Here is a 14,940-nt window from a genome sequence, read left to right as displayed (position 1 = left end):
TCCTGCTCTTGCCATGTTCCTGGGTCAGCCACGCGCCCGCGCACCGAGCGTGAACGCGCGATAAAACAAAGCGCCGAGCGCCGCGCCGATGAACCACGAGAAGTTCGCCGCGCCGCCGAGGCTCGGCACCATCACGCAGAGGATCGCGATCAGCGCCGCAGGCAGCAGCGCCATCACGGCACGGCGATTCACGCCGTTGCGATACCAGTAGGCGCCCGACGGCGAAACGGTATAGAGCTCGTCGACGGCGAGACGGCCGCGCTTGACCAGATAGAAGTCGACCATCAGGACACCGTACAAAGGCCCGATGAACGCGCCGAGCACGTCGAGCGTGTAGTGAATCACGGCCGGGTTGTTGAACAGATTCCACGGCGTGATGAAGATCGACGCCACGGCCGCCAGCATGCCGCCCGCGCGCCAGCTGATCAGGCGCGGCGCGACGTTGGAGAAGTCGAACGCGGGCGAAACGAAGTTCGCGACGATGTTGATGCCGATGGTGGCGATCGTGAACGTGAGCGCGCCGAGAATCACGGCAGTCGGATGATCGATGCGGCCGACCGTTTCGACCGGATCGGTAATCAGTTGTCCGAACACCGGCAGCGTGGCCGAGGTCGTGACGACCGTCACGAGCGAGAACGCGAGGAAGTTGACGGGCAAGCCCCAGAAGTTGCCGCGGTGCACGCTCCTGAGCGACTTGCCGTAGCGCGAGAAGTCGCCGAAGTTGAGCATCGGGCCCGAGAAGTACGAGACCACGAGCGAGATCGCCGTGATCATGACAGGCACGACTTCGGCACCGTGATACTTCACGCCGCCGAGATTCAGGCCGATGTTGTGCCAGCCCGCGCGATACACCATGTAGCCCGCCAGCGCGAACATCACGACATAGACGGCCGGCCCCGCAAAGTCGATGAACTTCTTGATGGTCTCCATGCCGTTCCAGAACACGAGGGCCTGCAGCACCCAGAGCGTCATGAAGCCGGCCCAACCCATGGCCGAAAGACCGAACATGCCGTGCTTGTGCACGTCGGCATAGGGCAAGAGCTGCGGAAAGAACTTGAGGACGACGATCACGAGTGCGCTCGACGCCAAATAAGTCTGGATTCCGTACCATGCCACCGCAATCAACCCGCGGATGACGGCCGGAATGTTCGCGCCCAGCACGCCGAAGGTTGCGCGGCACGCAACCGGATACGGCACGCCGTGGCGCTGGCTGGGGCGCGAGATCAGGTTGCAGAGCACGTTGACGATCGAGATGCCGATGATGAGCACGACCAGCACCTGCCAGCTCGTCAGACCGAGCGCAAAGAGGCTGCCCGCGAACACGTAGCCGCCGACGCTGTGCACGTCGGACATCCAGAACGCGAAAATGTTGTAGGCGCCCCAGGTCTGCTCGCGCAGCGGCGCGAGGTCTTCGTTGTAGAGCCTCTCGCTGTAGCCGGCCGGCAGACGGACCGTGTCCGTCTCGCTGCTCTCGCTCTGGTCGTAGGGGGGCATTGCGGAACTGCCGGGTGATGCACTGAACTGAGCCATGACTCGCTCCTGGGGATGAATACGCCGACGGAAAACCTGCTCGAACACGCGCGGCAAGGGCATCGCGCCCGCTGCCCGATGACGCACCGGACCCGCCAGGCTCGCGCACAGTGCCGGTCGCCGCGATTGCGCGCCCTCTTTCACCTGTGCCACCCTGCCGTCCCGGCGCCTGCGCACGCGTGTGCGCCGCCACCTTCATCCCTGGTCCCGCGCGGCGAGGCGTCTTGCACGCCCGCCGCACGTCACTGCAATCCCGTTGCGTCTCAACGTCCCGAAGCACTCGCCTCGCGCACGCCGAATACGTCCTGCAAATCCACCGCCGCGCCCGCCGGCCGGTCGAGCATGCGCAGCTCGACGCCCTGCAGGTGGCGCGTCATCAACTCGGCCGCCTCTTTGGCTTGCCCGCTCTCCAGCGCCGCGACGATCGCCTCGTGGTCGTCGAACGAGCACGGGCTGCGCCCGGGCGACTCATAGAGAGCCGAAATCAGCGTCGAGCGCGCCACCAGGCCGTTCAGGCAGTCGCACAGCACCGTGTTGCCGGTGAGCGTAGCGAGTTCCGTATGGAATTCGCCCGACAGACGAATCCAGGTCGGAAAGTCACGCGCTTCGAACGCCTTGCGCTCGCGCCGGATCGACTCGCCGATGCTCTTCAGCCGCCGGTTGCCGTGCTGCGCCGTGCAGATGCGCTCGACCACGGCCAGCTCGATGATCCGCCGCATTTCGAACACCTCGTGGACCTCCTGAAGCGACGGACTCGCGACAAACGCGCCGCGATTGGGCTCCAGGTCGACGAGATGGTCGGTGGCGAGGAGCGCCAGCGCCTGGCGGATCGGACCTCGCTTCACGCCGAACACTTCGCATAACTGAGCTTCAGTCAACTTGGCACCGGGCGGGAGGCGGTGTTCCAGAATCGCGGCGCGGATGCGCGCGGCGATCGCCTCGGGTTTGATGCCAGTTGTCTCGGCGTCCATATCGCTCTTTCGCATGTCTATCGCCTTTATGGTTGGTATCCTAGTTTGGACATAAAGATTGTCAACAATTTTATCCGCAAACCTCGGGAAATTACCCAGGCGCCATGCGCCCGACTACGCACATTTCCGGTAATGACCGCATCAATATTGGGAATTACGCACACGCTTAGTGATCTTTCACCCTTGGCTGGTCCAATTTATTGTCAACAATTTAGAGCCTCGGAGTCTCATGAGCATTGGCAGGTGTTGGCCGAAAAGGACCGTTAGTTGCATGTTTTAGTGCAAAAAAAAAACGCCCGGAGGCGCTTGTCGTGCTCTCGCGTCAGCCAAGATGCGGATAACCGCTCACGGCCAGCTCGAAACCGTGTGCTGTCGCGTGCAGATCCGCTTGCGCGCCCACCGGCAGCGTCACCATGTCCGGAATATGCCCGAACGGCAGACCGGTGAGCACCGGAATGCCGACCACGGAGCGCACCTGCTCGACCATCTCCTTCAGGTTGTAGCCGTTGTCGTACTCGAATGGCTTGCCGCCCGAAAAGTCGCCCAGCACCAGCGCCTGCTGCCGCGCGAGGATGCCCGAAAGGTGCAGCTGGTAAATCATCCGCTCGATGCGGAAAGGCTGCTCGTTGACGTCCTCGACGAACAGGATGCCCCCCTCCACCTGCGGCAGATACGGCGTGCCGATCAGCGAGGTCAGCACCGCCAGATTGCCGCCCCAGAGCGTGCCCGAAACGTCCGCGGCATGCGCCTGCGGGGCATTCACCTTGAGCACGAATTCAGGCTGCGAGAGCGCGTCCCAGAAGTGACGCATCGTGAAAGCGCTCAACTCGTCGGCACCGAAATCGCTCACCAGCATCGGGCCGCCGAAGGTGGTCAGCCCCGCGCGCGCAAACAGCGCGAGCTGGATCGCCGTGAAGTCGCTGTGCCCGCAAAACGCGATCGGCTGCCCGGAGAGGCGCCGCTGCAGGCCGTCGTAGTCGAGCCCGTGCAGGATCCGCACGGCGCCATAGCCGCCGCGCACCGCAAGCGCGATGTCCGGCAACTCGCGCGAAGGATCGGCGAAGCGGTTGAGCTCGGCGGCGCGCTGGCCGTCGGTGCCCGCGAAGCGCTGGTAGCGCCGCTCGGTCGCCTGGATGCCCTCCACGCGATGGCCTTCCGCGTGCAGGCGCGCCAGCGCCCGATGAACCGCCGCCGGGTCCTGCGGATAACCCGACGGTGCAATCAGTTCGATGGTGCGATGCGTGGTCATAGGGATCGTGTTGAGGTGTCGTCCCCGCAGCCGGCCGAATCCTCTGCCGGCCGCGCCTCGCCTGCTGCCGCCGCCCGCCTTGCCCGGCTCGCCCGGCGGCGCTCCGCGAAGAACGATCGCAGCGCATCGCCACATTCGGTTTCGAGCACGCCGCCCACCACGTTCGTATGGTGGTTGAGCTGCGGGTTCGCAAAGGCATCGACAACGCTGCCGCACGCGCCCGTCTTCGGGTCGCGGGCGCCGTACACCACGCGCGCGATCCGCGCGTGCATGATCGCGCCGGCGCACATCAGGCATGGTTCCAGGGTCACATAGAGCTCGCAGCCCGGCAATCGGTAGTTTCCCAACGCGCCGGCACCGGCGCGCAGCGCGGCCATTTCGGCGTGCGCGGAAGGATCGTGGGCGCCGATCGGGTGATTGAATCCTGTCGCGATCACCTCGTCGCCGCGCACGAGCACGGCGCCAACCGGCACTTCGCCGGCCGCGCGGGCCTCTTCGGCGGCGGCCTGCGCCAGCCGCATGAAATGGCGGTCGCGATCGGTAACGGGGTCGAGATGGGGTGCGGCGGCGGCCGCGTCGCCGGACTCGGGCGTGCCGGCGGCTGTGCCAGTCGCGTCGCCGGACAGGCCTGGGAACGCGCTCACCGTGTACTCACCATGGGGTCAACGCGCGCTCGCGGCGGGCTCGTCGACCGCCGCGCGCTCGGAAAGCCGCTCGGCAATGCGGCGGCGGTACTCGTGCGGCACGACCATCGGGCCGCCGCGCAGCGATTCGAGCGCCATGTCGAGCGCGAGCAGGCGCGCCCGCAGGCGGCATTGCGCCGCCTTGTCGCTCACCCTGGCGAGCTCCGCCTCGAGATCGCGCAGCGCGCGCAGTTGCTCCACCGCCGGCGGCACGAACCCGGCGTTCTTCAGGATGCGGTTCGCGACCCGGACTTCTTCGGGCACGAGCAGGTCGTCGTCGAGTTCCAGGGGCGACCCTGCGCCCGGCAGATCGGCAAAGTCGCCGCGCCTGGCGGCGGCGGCAATCCGTTGTTCGACGAGGGCATCAAGCAATTTCATCGGCAATCCACTACGTTGCGGCTCACGCATTCTATCAGGGTAAGACCTGGAAGACCGTCCGCTTCTGTCGTGGCCGTCATCAGTATCCGACGGCTTGACAGACACCCGAATCAATGCTGGATGAATCGCCGAAACCCGGCATCGCCCGAATCAATCAGTGCGCAAGCACCTTGGCGATCGCGTCCACCACGATGCTCACGTTCTTCTCGTTGAGCCCCGCCACGCACATGCGGCCCGAACGCAGGATGTAGACGCCGAGTTCCTCGCGCAGCCGATCGACCTGCTCCGCGGAAAGCCCCGTGTACGTGAACATGCCGCGCTGGCGGACGTAGCGCTCGAGCGCCTCGCCGCTCACATGCGCGCGCAGGCCGTCGTGGATCGCCACACGCATGCGCGCGATGCGCTTGCACATCGCCGCCAGCTCGGTTTCCCACGACGCCTTCAGCGCGGGCGTGGTCAGCACCCGCGTGACGATCTTCGCGCCGTGGGTCGGCGGATTGCTGTAGTTCGAACGTACCGCGCCCGTCAGCTGACCGAGCACGCGATCGGCCGCCGCCGCATCCTCGCAGATCACGTGCAAACCGCCGCAGCGCTCACCGTAGAGCGAGAAGTTCTTCGAGAACGAGTTCGCCGCCAACGCAGGCACGCCGCGGCGCGCGATCTCGCGCACCGCGAACGCGTCCGCGTCGAGGCCCGCGCCGAAGCCCTGGTACGCCATGTCGAGGAACGGCAGCAGCTCACGCTTTTGCAGCACGTCGATCAGCTGCGTCCACTGGGCCTCGTCCAGGTCGACGCCCGTCGGGTTATGGCAGCACGCGTGCAGCAGCACCACGCTCTTCGGCGGCAGCGCGTCAATGGCCGAAAGCATCGCCTCGAACTTCAGGCCGCCCGTCGCCTCGTCGTAGTACGGGTAGGTGTTCACCGTGAAACCCGCGCGCTCGAAGATGAAGCGATGGTTTTCCCACGTGGGATCGCTCACCCAGACGTGGCTGGTCGGGAAATAGCGCTTGATGAAGTCCGCGCCCACCTTGAGCGCGCCCGAACCGCCCAGCGTCTGCACCGTCGCGATCCGCCCGGCCGCGCGCGACGGGCACTGCGCGCCGAACACCAGCGCCTGCACCGCGTCGCGGTACTGCGCGAAGCCCGCCATCGGCAGATACGGCTTCGGACCCGGCTCTTCGAGAAGCGCGGCTTCGGCCGCGTGGACGGCCTGCATCACCGGCAGGCGGCCCTCGTCGTCGAAGTAGATGCCGATGCTCAGATTGACCTTGTTCTGGCGCGGATCCTTCTGGAAGTTCTCGTTGAGCGAGAGGATCGGGTCGCCGGGATAGGCGTCGATGTGTTCGAACATGATGTTTGCGAGAAGGCAGTAAAAAGCGGTTCAGGGCGAAAAAATCGGGCCGGATGTCCTCAGCGTGCCGTGACGCCGCCTTGCAGCGCCGGGGCCGCATTGCGTTTCCACACGCGATAGGCCACGCCGAGCACGGCCAGCCACACCGGAATCAGGTACACCGAAAGACGCAGGTCCGGGATCAGATACATTACAACGAGAACGCCCGCGAGGAACGCGAGACACACATAGTTCGTGAGCGGATAGCCGAGGCTCTTGAACGACGTGGTCTGATGCGCGCGTGCCTTGTCGCGACGGAACTTCAGGTGAATGAGGCTGATCATGGCCCAGTTGATGATGAGCGCCGACACCACGAGCCCCATCAGCAGCTCGAACGCCTTGCCCGGCATGAAGTAGTTGACCGCCACGCAAACGAGCGTCGACACCGCCGAAACGCCGAGCGCCACGAGCGGAATGCCGCGCCGGTTCACCTTGAGCAGCGACTTCGGCGCATTGCCTTGCTGCGCGAGGCCGTAGAGCATGCGGCTGTTGCAGTACACGCCGCTGTTGTAGACCGACAGCGCGGCCGTGAGCACGACGAGGTTCAGCACGTTGGCGACGATATCGCTGTTCATCGCGTGGAAGATCAGCACGAACGGGCTGCCGCCGGTTACCACCTTCTGCCACGGATAGAGCGAAAGCAATACGCCGAGCGCGCCCACGTAGAAAATCAGGATGCGGTAGATGACCTGGTTGGTCGCGCGCGGGATGGTGTGCGAGGGGTCGTCGGCTTCGGCGGCGGTGATGCCGACCAGTTCGAGACCGCCGAACGAGAACATCACGACGGCCATCGACATCACGAGGCCGCTCACGCCGTGCGGGAAGAACCCGCCGTGCTGCCAGAGATTGGCGATGCCGGCCTCGGGGCCCGCGTGGCCCGACACGAGCAGCCAGCCGCCGAACACGATCATGCCGACGATCGCGAGCACCTTGACGATGGCGAACCAGAATTCGAGCTCGCCGTACGACTTGACGCTAGAAAGATTGATGCCGTTGATGATGACGAAAAACGCGAGCGCCGAGACCCAGGTGGGCAGATTCGGCCACCAGTAGTGCATGTAGATGCCGACGGCGGAGAGCTCCGCCATGCTCACGAGGATGTAGAGCACCCAGTAGTTCCAGCCCGAGAGAAAGCCGGCGAAGGGGCCGAAGTACTTGTCGGCGAAGTAGCTGAACGAACCGGCGACGGGCTCGTCCACGACCATCTCGCCGAGCTGCCGCATGATGAAGAAGGCGATGACGCCGGCAATGCCATAGCCGAGCAGCACCGAGGGGCCGGCCGTCTGAATCGTCTGCGCGATGCCGAGGAACAGGCCCGTGCCGATCGCCCCGCCCAGCGCGATCAGCTGGATATGGCGATTCTTGAGGCCGCGCCTTAGCTGGCCGCTCTTATCGTTTGAAACCATGTCTCTTCCTGTCTACTGTCTGCCGCGGGGCGATCTCATGAAGCCGACCGCCTGCGCGAAATAAAATTGCATGTCCAACGAACGGCGCCAAACAACCGGCCGCTATACACGCCGGGCCTGACAGACTCATCAGGTGCGCCCAGTGTATAGCCGGTCTCGAAAAATAGGATTGCATCTGGCACGCTGGCAAACCCTGATTGGTACAATTTCCTCTCCCGACGACCACCAATCAGGCAAGAAAAGTGCACAGCCTCGCTCTGGACTCCATCGATCTGCGTCTGCTCGCCGCGCTGCAGGAAAACGGCCGCGCCTCGAATCTCGAACTGGCGCAGGCCATCAAGCTCTCTCCCGCCCAGACTTTGCGGCGGCACCGGCGGCTCGAGGAGCTCGGCGTGATCCGCCGCTACGAGACGCGGCTCGACGCCGAGAGCCTTGGCTTCGGCGTGGTGGCGTTCATTCAGGTGACGATGGAACGCGGCCATATGCGCGAGCTGGTCAAGTTCAAGGAGCTCGTGGCGAAGCTGCCGCAAGTGCAGGAGTGCTACTCCGTGACCGGTGACATCGACTACGTGCTGAAGGTGGTGGCGCGCAATCTCAAGGCGCTGTCCGAATTCCTGCTCGATACGCTGATGCGCGCGCCGGGCGTGAACAGCGTGCAGTCCATCGTGTGCCTGGACGAGCTCAAGGGGACGAGCGCGATGCCGCTGGAGGAGTGATACCGGACTGCGGCTTCGAGCGCGCGACGACCTCCCAAAGGTTACGCATTTTATCTCAGTCTCCCAGCGGCCAGCGCCCTTTTATGTCGTAGCGCGTCTTGCCTTGCCAGCTGTGAATCAGGACGAATTCGCGTACGGTCCAGGCGATCGGTTCGATCGTGCGCGAGTCGAACCTCGCTTCGCCGTACAGCAGCGTGAGATGCGGCGTGAAACGCCTGCGCGAAACGCGCAGGCCCGCGCCTCCGAGGGCGTCCCCGAGTTCTTGCTGGAAGGCGATCAGCGTGTCCAGCCCGGCGCTCCCGGTCAGCACCAGGGGCCGATTTCCGGCTCCGCCGTTGAAGGTGGAGATCCGGTCAAATGTCACGCCGAATGGGCGCGCGTCAATGCTCGCCGCCGCAACGCATGCACGCGCGACGACGACCTCCGGCGCATGCGCAAAATCGCCCAGATGGTGCAGCGAGATATGCAGCCGGCCGGCGTGCAGCGGCCTGGCCTTTACACGCAGGTCGGACTGCAGCCTTCTCGCCATCCCGGCAATGCGCGCAGCAGTGTCCGCATCGGGCATCACGGCAAAGAACAGGTGATGCGCCAAAGACAGTGGGAGTACCTCGAATCCGGGTAGCGTAAGTTGGGTCACGACTCCGTTGCAGGCATGCCGGGGGGGAGGCTTCCATTATGCTCAATCGGATGAGGGCGCGCGCGTCACATTTCGACGATGACCTTCAGCGCATGCGTGCTGGCCGCGTGCGAGAACGTCTCATACGCCTTGAGCATGTCGGCGAACGCAAACCGGTGCGTGATCAGCCGGTTCGGATCGATCCGCCCGGCGCACACGGTCTTGAGCAGCATGGGCGTGCTGACCGTATCGACGAGACGCGTCGTGATCGACACGTTGCGGTCCCAGAGCTTGTCGAGGAAGATCGAGGCCTTCTCGCCATGCACGCCGATGTTGGCGATCGTGCCGCCCGGGGCCACGAGCTGCTGGCACAGTTCGAATGTGGCGGGCACGCCGACCGCCTCGATCGCACAGTCCACACCCACGCCGCCCGTGAGCTTCATCACCGCATCGACCGCTTCGGTCGTGCGCGTGTCGACGCACGAGGTGGCGCCGAAGCGCGTCGCGCATTCCAGACGGTTGGCGTCCATGTCGACCATGATGATCTGCGCCGGCGAATAGAACTGCGCCGTCAAAAGCGCCGCCAGTCCGATCGGGCCCGAGCCGACGATGGCGACCGTGCTGCCGGGCTCGACCTTGCCGTTGAGCACGCCGCACTCGAAGCCGGTCGGCAGGATGTCGGAGAGCATCACGAGCGCCGCCTCGTCGAGGCCGGCGGGAATCCGGTACAGGCTCGTTTGCGCGTGCGGAATGCGGACATACTCGGCCTGGGTGCCGTCGATGCGGTTGCCGAGAATCCAGCCGCCCGTCTTGCAGTGCGAGTACATGCCGCGCCGGCAGTATTCGCACTGGCCGCAGCTCGAAATGCACGACACCAGCACGTGATCGCCGGCTTTGAACCCCGACACGCCGCTGCCGGTTTCGTGGACAACCCCAACGCCCTCGTGGCCGAGAATGCGCCCCGGCTCGCAGCTCGGCACGTCGCCTTTGAGGATATGCAAATCCGTGCCGCAGATCGTCGTTTTCGACATCTTGACGATTGCGTCGCCGGGTTCCTGCAATTCCGGCATCGGGCGCGTTTCGACCGCGAAGCGGCCCGGGCCGTTGTAGACCAGTGCTTTCATGTTCCCTCCATCGGCATTCGTAAACAGGCTGGCAAGCGCGCCGGCCGTTTCCATCATGCGCCGTGGCCGGCAGGCTCGATTGACTTCGATCAACTTCCCGCTCGGCGCGAGGCGCCGTGCAGATCCGGCATGGCAGGGGGCGGATTCACGTTTCGAGCACGTACTCGCCAGGCGCGGCGCCGAGCCCCGCGTCGGGCGTGCGCGCCGGCACCTCGCCCGTCGAACGCGCGCGTAGCCAGTCGCGCCAGCAAAGCCACCAGGAGCCATCGACAGCCGGCGTACCCGTCACGAACTCGTGACGGCTGCGGTACGCCCCGCCGGGCCCGCGCGTCGCGCACCGATAGTAGCGGTGCGCATGGCCGGGCTCGGACACGATGCCGGCGTTATGGCCGCCCGCCGTCAGCACGAAGGTCAGCGCGTTGTGCGTCAGCAGGTGCAGCTTGTAGACCGAACGCCACGGCGAAACGTGATCGCGCTCGGTCCCGACGACGAACATCGGCGCCTCGATGTCCGAGAGCGCGACCGGACGGCCGTCGACACAGTAGCGGCCCGCCGCCAGGTCGTTATCGAGAAAGAGCCGGGTCAGGTACTCGGTGTGCATGCGGTATGGCATGCGCGTCGTATCCGCATTCCACGCCATCAGGTCGTTGCGCTTGGTTCGCTGTCCGAGCAGGTACTCGCTCATCATGCGCGACCAGATCAGATCGCGGGCATTGAGCAGCTGGAACGCGGCGGACATCTGCAAGCCGTCCAGATAGCCCTGGCGCCACATCAGCGCGTCGAGCTCCGCCAGCTCGCTCGCATCGATGAAGAGGCCGAGTTCGCCGGGCTCGCTGAAGTCGGTCAGCGCGGCCAGCAGCGTGATCGAGCGCAGCGCGTCGCGGCACCCGTTGCACTGCCCGTCGCGTGCGAGCGCCGCGGCTCCTATCGCCAGCAGCGTTCCGCCCAGGCAATATCCCACCGCGTGCACCGCCTCGCCGCAGCGTGAACGAACCGTCTCGAGCGCAGCGAAAAAACCGTCGCGCAGATAGTCGTGGAGACCGAGATCGCGCGCTTGCGCGCCGGGGTTGCGCCACGAAATCGCAAACACCGTAAAACCCGATTCGACGAGAAAGCGGATCAGCGAGTCGTGCGGCTGCAGATCCAGGATGTAGTACTTCATGATCCACGACGGCACGATCAGGATCGGCTCGCGCGCGACGTCGGGCGTCAGCGGGTCGTACTGGAGCAGTTCGCATAATGCGTTGCGCCATACCACGCGCCCCGGGGTGAGCGCGACGCCCTGCCCCGGCCCCTCGGTTGGCGTTGCGCGCGCATGAACGCCGGACCGGCTCGCGGCCAGCCCAACCGCGTCTTCGAACCAGTTGCGCGCGCCCGCCTTAAGGTTCGCTCCGCCCGAGCGGATCGTCGCGTCGAGCACCACCGGATTGGTGGCGATGAAGTTTCCGGGCGAACACGCATCGAGCCACTGGCGCGCCGCGAAGCCCACCAGTTGTTCGTGGTGCCGCTCCACACCCGGTACGCCGCGCGTGGCTTCGCGCCACCAGCGCTGGATGCCGAGAAAGCCGTCGCGATACAGGTGAAAAGGCCAGTTGGACCACGCGGGGGCGGCAAAGCGCGGATCGGCTTCGCCCGCATGCACCGCCACGCCGCTGTCACCCTCGCCGTCGTCCGCACCGGGGGCCATGGCCGGAAACCGGCCCGCCGCGAGCCACGCGTGCATGGCGAGATCGAAGCATTTGCCCGGCGCAATCGCGAGATGCGCCCCCCAGTCGATCGCGGCCAATGCGAGCGAGATCGGCGAGAGCCCGAACGTCATGGCGGCGATGGCCGCCTGGGCCGTCCGGTTCCACTCGTCGGTCAGCACGGCGGCAGGCGGAGCGCCCTCGGCGGCGCTCGCAGGCGAGCCATAAAGGTTCGATGTCGCAATCCGGGGTGCGGCATCGCGCACGGCAACGTTCATCGTTCTCTCCCCATTCGATTCTCGCCGAGGCTCGCGAGACGGCACGAAAGCACGTCACCCGCCGCCATACCTTCCCTCGTGCTTCAGGCCATGTGCATGCCGCCGTTGACGGCCAGGTTGGCGCCCGTCACGAATGCGCCGTCATCCGAGCATAGCCAGGCGATCAATGAGGCCACCTCCTCGGGACGGCCCAGCCGGCCCACCGGGATCTGCGGAAGAATGCGCGTCTCCAGAATGTCGCGCGGCACGGCCTCCACCATCGCGGTGGCGAGATAGCCGGGCGAGACGGTATTGACCGTGACACCGTGCTTCGCGACCTCCAGCGCCAGCGACATCGTGAAGCCGTGCATGCCGGCTTTGGCCGCCGCATAGTTCGCCTGCCCGAACGCGCCTCGCGAACCGTTGACCGAGCCGATGTTGACGATGCGGCCGAAGCGGCGCTCCACCATGCCGGGCAAGAACGGTTTCGTGAGATTGAACACGCTGTCGAGATTCGTGCGCAGCACGTCGTCCCATTCGCGCTTCGTGAGCTTCAGGAAGCTCGCGTCGCGCGTGATGCCGGCGTTGTTGATCAATACGTCGACCGTGCCGAATTCCGCCAATACCCGTTTCGCACACGCTTCGCAGGAGTCGTAGCTGGCCACGTCGAGCACAAAGGCATGGAATGTCCGACCCGCCTCGCGTTCGCGATTCAGCCAGGTTGCCACATGATCGTTGCGCTCGGAATGCGAAACGGCGACGGTCAAGCCGGCATCGTGCAGTCTTCGGCTGATCGCGCCGCCCAGGCCTCCCATTCCTCCGCTCACAAAAGCAATCCGTTCGCTGCGCATGGCAGTCCCCCCTGGCAAGTTGGCGACCGGCCGCGAATCGGCGCAGTCGAGATCTTGCTCAACTATAGGGAGCGGGCTCTGCCCACGATTGACATGCATCAATTCCGAATCGGTCGGAAGCGCGGCGAAAGCCGCCGTGCCTGGTTGACCCATATCAATTGCGATCGAGCTTCGACGCCTAGACTGAGCCGCACGCAACGCGAACTGGCAGCGCGCTATTCGACCTGCCGGACACCTGCTATCCACAGCGCCTCCTGCGCATCGGATACGGGATGCCGAACGCGCGACACCGCGCCGCCCCCCGGCCAGGTCGCCAGGTCGTACCACAGGTGCATAGTGAGGAGAGCATGATGATGAAGCTGACCTTCCTGGGTGCGGCACAAACGGTCACCGGTTCGCGCTACCTGCTGGAAGCGCAAGGCAAGCGGATACTGATCGACTGCGGACTGTTCCAGGGCACGAAAAACCTGCGTCTGCGCAACTGGGCGCCGCTGCCCTTTCCCGCCGATACACTCGACGCGGTCATTCTCACGCACGCCCACATCGATCATTGCGGCTACCTGCCGGTGCTGGCGCGCAATGGATATCGCGGGCCGGTCTATTGCACGCCCGGCACGGCCGACCTGTGCGCAGTCATGCTGCGCGACAGCGCCCGCCTGCAGGAAGAAGACGCCGCTTTTGCCAACCGCCACGGCTACTCGAAGCACCGCCCCGCCTTGCCGCTCTATACGCTCGAAGACGCCGAAGCGGCACTGCGCCTCATCGGTCCGCGCGACTTCGACGCCCCGGTCTCGCTCGACGAGCATCTGACTTTCCGGCTGCTGCCCGCCGGGCATATCCTCGGTGCGGCAAGCGTCGTGGTGTGCTGCGGACACACGATCATCGCGTTTTCCGGCGACCTCGGCCGCCCGGAGGACCCGCTCATGCGCGCGCCCGCGCCGCCGGCCCATGCCGACTATCTCGTGGTCGAGTCGACCTATGGCGACCGGGTGCACGCCACGCTCCATCCGGAGGACGAACTGGCCGCGATGTTCGCGCGCACGTTCGCGCGCGGCGGTGTTGTCGTGATGCCCTGCTTCGCCGTGGGACGCGCGCAGGAAGTGCTCTATTACATTGCCCGCCTCAAGGAGACCGGGCGGATGGCCAACGTCCCGGTCTTTCTCGACAGTCCGATGGCGATCAGCGTCACCGACCTTTACCGCCACCACATGCGCGACCACCGGCTGACGGTCTCGCAGTTGCACACCATCGACCACGCGGCGTTCATGACCCGAACCATCGACGACTCGAAGGCCATTGCTTCGCGCGACGGACCGATGGTCATCATCGCGGGCAGCGGCATGGCCACGGGCGGGCGCGTGCTGCATCACCTGAGCCTTTACGCCTCCGACCCGCGCAATACGATCGCCCTGGTCGGCTACCAGGCGCCGGGCACGCGCGGCGCGGCGCTCGAAGCGCACGCTCCGACGATCAAGCTGCATGGCGACTATGTCCGCGTGCGCGCCGAAGTGTCCTCCATCTCGTCGCTTTCCGCCCATGCGGACTATCGGGAGACGCTGCGCTGGCTGGCCGGCATGGCGTGCCCGCCCATCCGCACGTTCGTGACGCATGGCGAGCCCGCGGCGGCCGATGCACTGCGCCGGCGCATCGCCGAAACGCTGCACTGGGATTGCAGCGTGCCGGAATATGGGGAGACGGTCGACCTTCCCGAAGAACCCGGGCGCGATCGTTCATGCGCGCCGGGCAAACCTGCGGACGCGCCCAATCTGGCCGCCTGAGACGCGGCCTGCCAGATCGCCGCCTGGCTCGCGCGGAGCTTTCGCCGCAGCCGGAAGCGCCGGCGCCGCCGCGCGGCAAGCACGTTTTTCGCCGCGTTCGTTCGCGCGCCACGTAAAATCGGGATAGCCGGCCCACGTGGAATCGAGCGTCGGGCTCCTTCCACTGACATCCCTGGACTTCACGCGAATGGCTTACGCCCCCTTCCCGTGCAGGCGTTTCGCCCTGCGCCCTGACCATGCGCTCAGGCACTGATCCGCACGCCGCGCGCGGCACAGCGCGGGTATTCGCCAACCGGATCCGCCAGC

At 65.6% G+C, this 14,940-nt stretch carries 13 protein-coding genes; 2 read left to right on the top strand and 11 right to left on the bottom strand.

Annotated elements, in window-relative coordinates; translation table 11 throughout:
* Positions 1-24: 24 nt before the first annotated feature.
* From BAC01S_RS04770 to BAC01S_RS04740, 7 genes are all read right to left on the bottom strand, one after another.
* A complete protein-coding gene (locus BAC01S_RS04770) occupies positions 25-1,530 on the bottom strand; it encodes an NCS1 family nucleobase:cation symporter-1 (protein WP_027793731.1) in 1,506 nt (501 codons plus the stop codon).
* Between the two features lie 263 nt (positions 1,531-1,793).
* Positions 1,794-2,516 (bottom strand): GntR family transcriptional regulator, encoded by a 723-nt coding sequence (locus BAC01S_RS04765; RefSeq protein ID WP_043201122.1) that lies wholly within the window; start codon positions 2,514-2,516, stop codon positions 1,794-1,796.
* Between the two features lie 307 nt (positions 2,517-2,823).
* Positions 2,824-3,750 (bottom strand): muramoyltetrapeptide carboxypeptidase, encoded by a 927-nt coding sequence (ldcA, locus tag BAC01S_RS04760; protein ID WP_027793729.1) that lies wholly within the window; start codon positions 3,748-3,750, stop codon positions 2,824-2,826.
* Positions 3,747-4,394, bottom strand: a complete 648-nt coding sequence (tadA, locus tag BAC01S_RS30300) for a tRNA adenosine(34) deaminase TadA (protein WP_084168202.1) — start codon at positions 4,392-4,394, stop codon at positions 3,747-3,749. The genes ldcA and tadA overlap by 4 nt, the downstream gene beginning before the upstream one ends.
* Positions 4,395-4,412: 18 nt before the next feature.
* Complete coding sequence (locus BAC01S_RS30295) at positions 4,413-4,811, bottom strand: DnaJ family domain-containing protein (protein ID WP_043201119.1); 399 nt, start codon at positions 4,809-4,811, stop codon at positions 4,413-4,415.
* Between the two features lie 154 nt (positions 4,812-4,965).
* Complete coding sequence (locus BAC01S_RS04745) at positions 4,966-6,162, bottom strand: amino acid aminotransferase (RefSeq protein ID WP_027793728.1); 1,197 nt, start codon at positions 6,160-6,162, stop codon at positions 4,966-4,968.
* 59 nt (positions 6,163-6,221) lie between these two features.
* A complete protein-coding gene (locus tag BAC01S_RS04740; protein ID WP_027793727.1) occupies positions 6,222-7,607 on the bottom strand; it encodes an amino acid permease in 1,386 nt (461 codons plus the stop codon).
* Positions 7,608-7,849: 242 nt separating this feature from the next.
* On the opposite strand from BAC01S_RS04740, the gene BAC01S_RS04735 reads away from it, so the two are divergent.
* Complete coding sequence (locus tag BAC01S_RS04735) at positions 7,850-8,323, top strand: Lrp/AsnC family transcriptional regulator (protein WP_027793726.1); 474 nt, start codon at positions 7,850-7,852, stop codon at positions 8,321-8,323.
* Between the two features lie 55 nt (positions 8,324-8,378).
* Here BAC01S_RS04735 and thpR read toward each other — a convergent pair whose 3' ends face one another.
* The 4 genes from thpR to BAC01S_RS04715 form a co-directional block, all read right to left on the bottom strand.
* Positions 8,379-8,960 (bottom strand): RNA 2',3'-cyclic phosphodiesterase, encoded by a 582-nt coding sequence (gene thpR, locus BAC01S_RS04730; protein WP_027793725.1) that lies wholly within the window; start codon positions 8,958-8,960, stop codon positions 8,379-8,381.
* A 65-nt stretch (positions 8,961-9,025) separates the two neighbouring features.
* Entirely contained in the window at positions 9,026-10,063 is a 1,038-nt protein-coding gene (locus BAC01S_RS04725) for a zinc-dependent alcohol dehydrogenase family protein (protein WP_027793724.1), read from the bottom strand.
* A 145-nt stretch (positions 10,064-10,208) separates the two neighbouring features.
* Positions 10,209-12,026 (bottom strand): PHA/PHB synthase family protein, encoded by a 1,818-nt coding sequence (locus BAC01S_RS04720; protein WP_084168200.1) that lies wholly within the window; start codon positions 12,024-12,026, stop codon positions 10,209-10,211.
* An 83-nt stretch (positions 12,027-12,109) separates the two neighbouring features.
* A complete protein-coding gene (locus tag BAC01S_RS04715) occupies positions 12,110-12,856 on the bottom strand; it encodes a beta-ketoacyl-ACP reductase (RefSeq protein WP_027793722.1) in 747 nt (248 codons plus the stop codon).
* Positions 12,857-13,209: 353 nt separating this feature from the next.
* On the opposite strand from BAC01S_RS04715, the gene BAC01S_RS30290 reads away from it, so the two are divergent.
* Positions 13,210-14,634 (top strand): MBL fold metallo-hydrolase RNA specificity domain-containing protein, encoded by a 1,425-nt coding sequence (locus BAC01S_RS30290; RefSeq protein WP_043201208.1) that lies wholly within the window; start codon positions 13,210-13,212, stop codon positions 14,632-14,634.
* Positions 14,635-14,940 lie beyond the last annotated feature (306 nt).

It is taken from the genome of Paraburkholderia acidipaludis NBRC 101816 (assembly GCF_000684975.1).
GTDB classification, from domain to species: domain Bacteria; phylum Pseudomonadota; class Gammaproteobacteria; order Burkholderiales; family Burkholderiaceae; genus Paraburkholderia; species Paraburkholderia acidipaludis.
The sequence above is the reverse complement of the archived record's forward strand: the minus strand, read 5'-3'. Positions and strand labels throughout refer to the sequence as shown.

Coding starts and splice junctions, on each gene's coding strand:
- BAC01S_RS04770 (WP_027793731.1), bottom strand. CDS start 1,530: ATGGCTCAGTTCAGTGCATCACCCGGCAGTTCCGCAATGCCCCCCTAC.
- BAC01S_RS04720 (WP_084168200.1), bottom strand. CDS start 12,026: ATGAACGTTGCCGTGCGCGATGCCGCACCCCGGATTGCGACATCGAAC.
- ldcA (WP_027793729.1), bottom strand. CDS start 3,750: ATGACCACGCATCGCACCATCGAACTGATTGCACCGTCGGGTTATCCG.
- BAC01S_RS30290 (WP_043201208.1), top strand. CDS start 13,210: ATGAAGCTGACCTTCCTGGGTGCGGCACAAACGGTCACCGGTTCGCGC.
- BAC01S_RS04765 (WP_043201122.1), bottom strand. CDS start 2,516: ATGCGAAAGAGCGATATGGACGCCGAGACAACTGGCATCAAACCCGAG.
- BAC01S_RS04715 (WP_027793722.1), bottom strand. CDS start 12,856: ATGCGCAGCGAACGGATTGCTTTTGTGAGCGGAGGAATGGGAGGCCTG.
- BAC01S_RS30295 (WP_043201119.1), bottom strand. CDS start 4,811: ATGAAATTGCTTGATGCCCTCGTCGAACAACGGATTGCCGCCGCCGCC.
- BAC01S_RS04725 (WP_027793724.1), bottom strand. CDS start 10,063: ATGAAAGCACTGGTCTACAACGGCCCGGGCCGCTTCGCGGTCGAAACG.
- BAC01S_RS04745 (WP_027793728.1), bottom strand. CDS start 6,162: ATGTTCGAACACATCGACGCCTATCCCGGCGACCCGATCCTCTCGCTC.
- BAC01S_RS04740 (WP_027793727.1), bottom strand. CDS start 7,607: ATGGTTTCAAACGATAAGAGCGGCCAGCTAAGGCGCGGCCTCAAGAAT.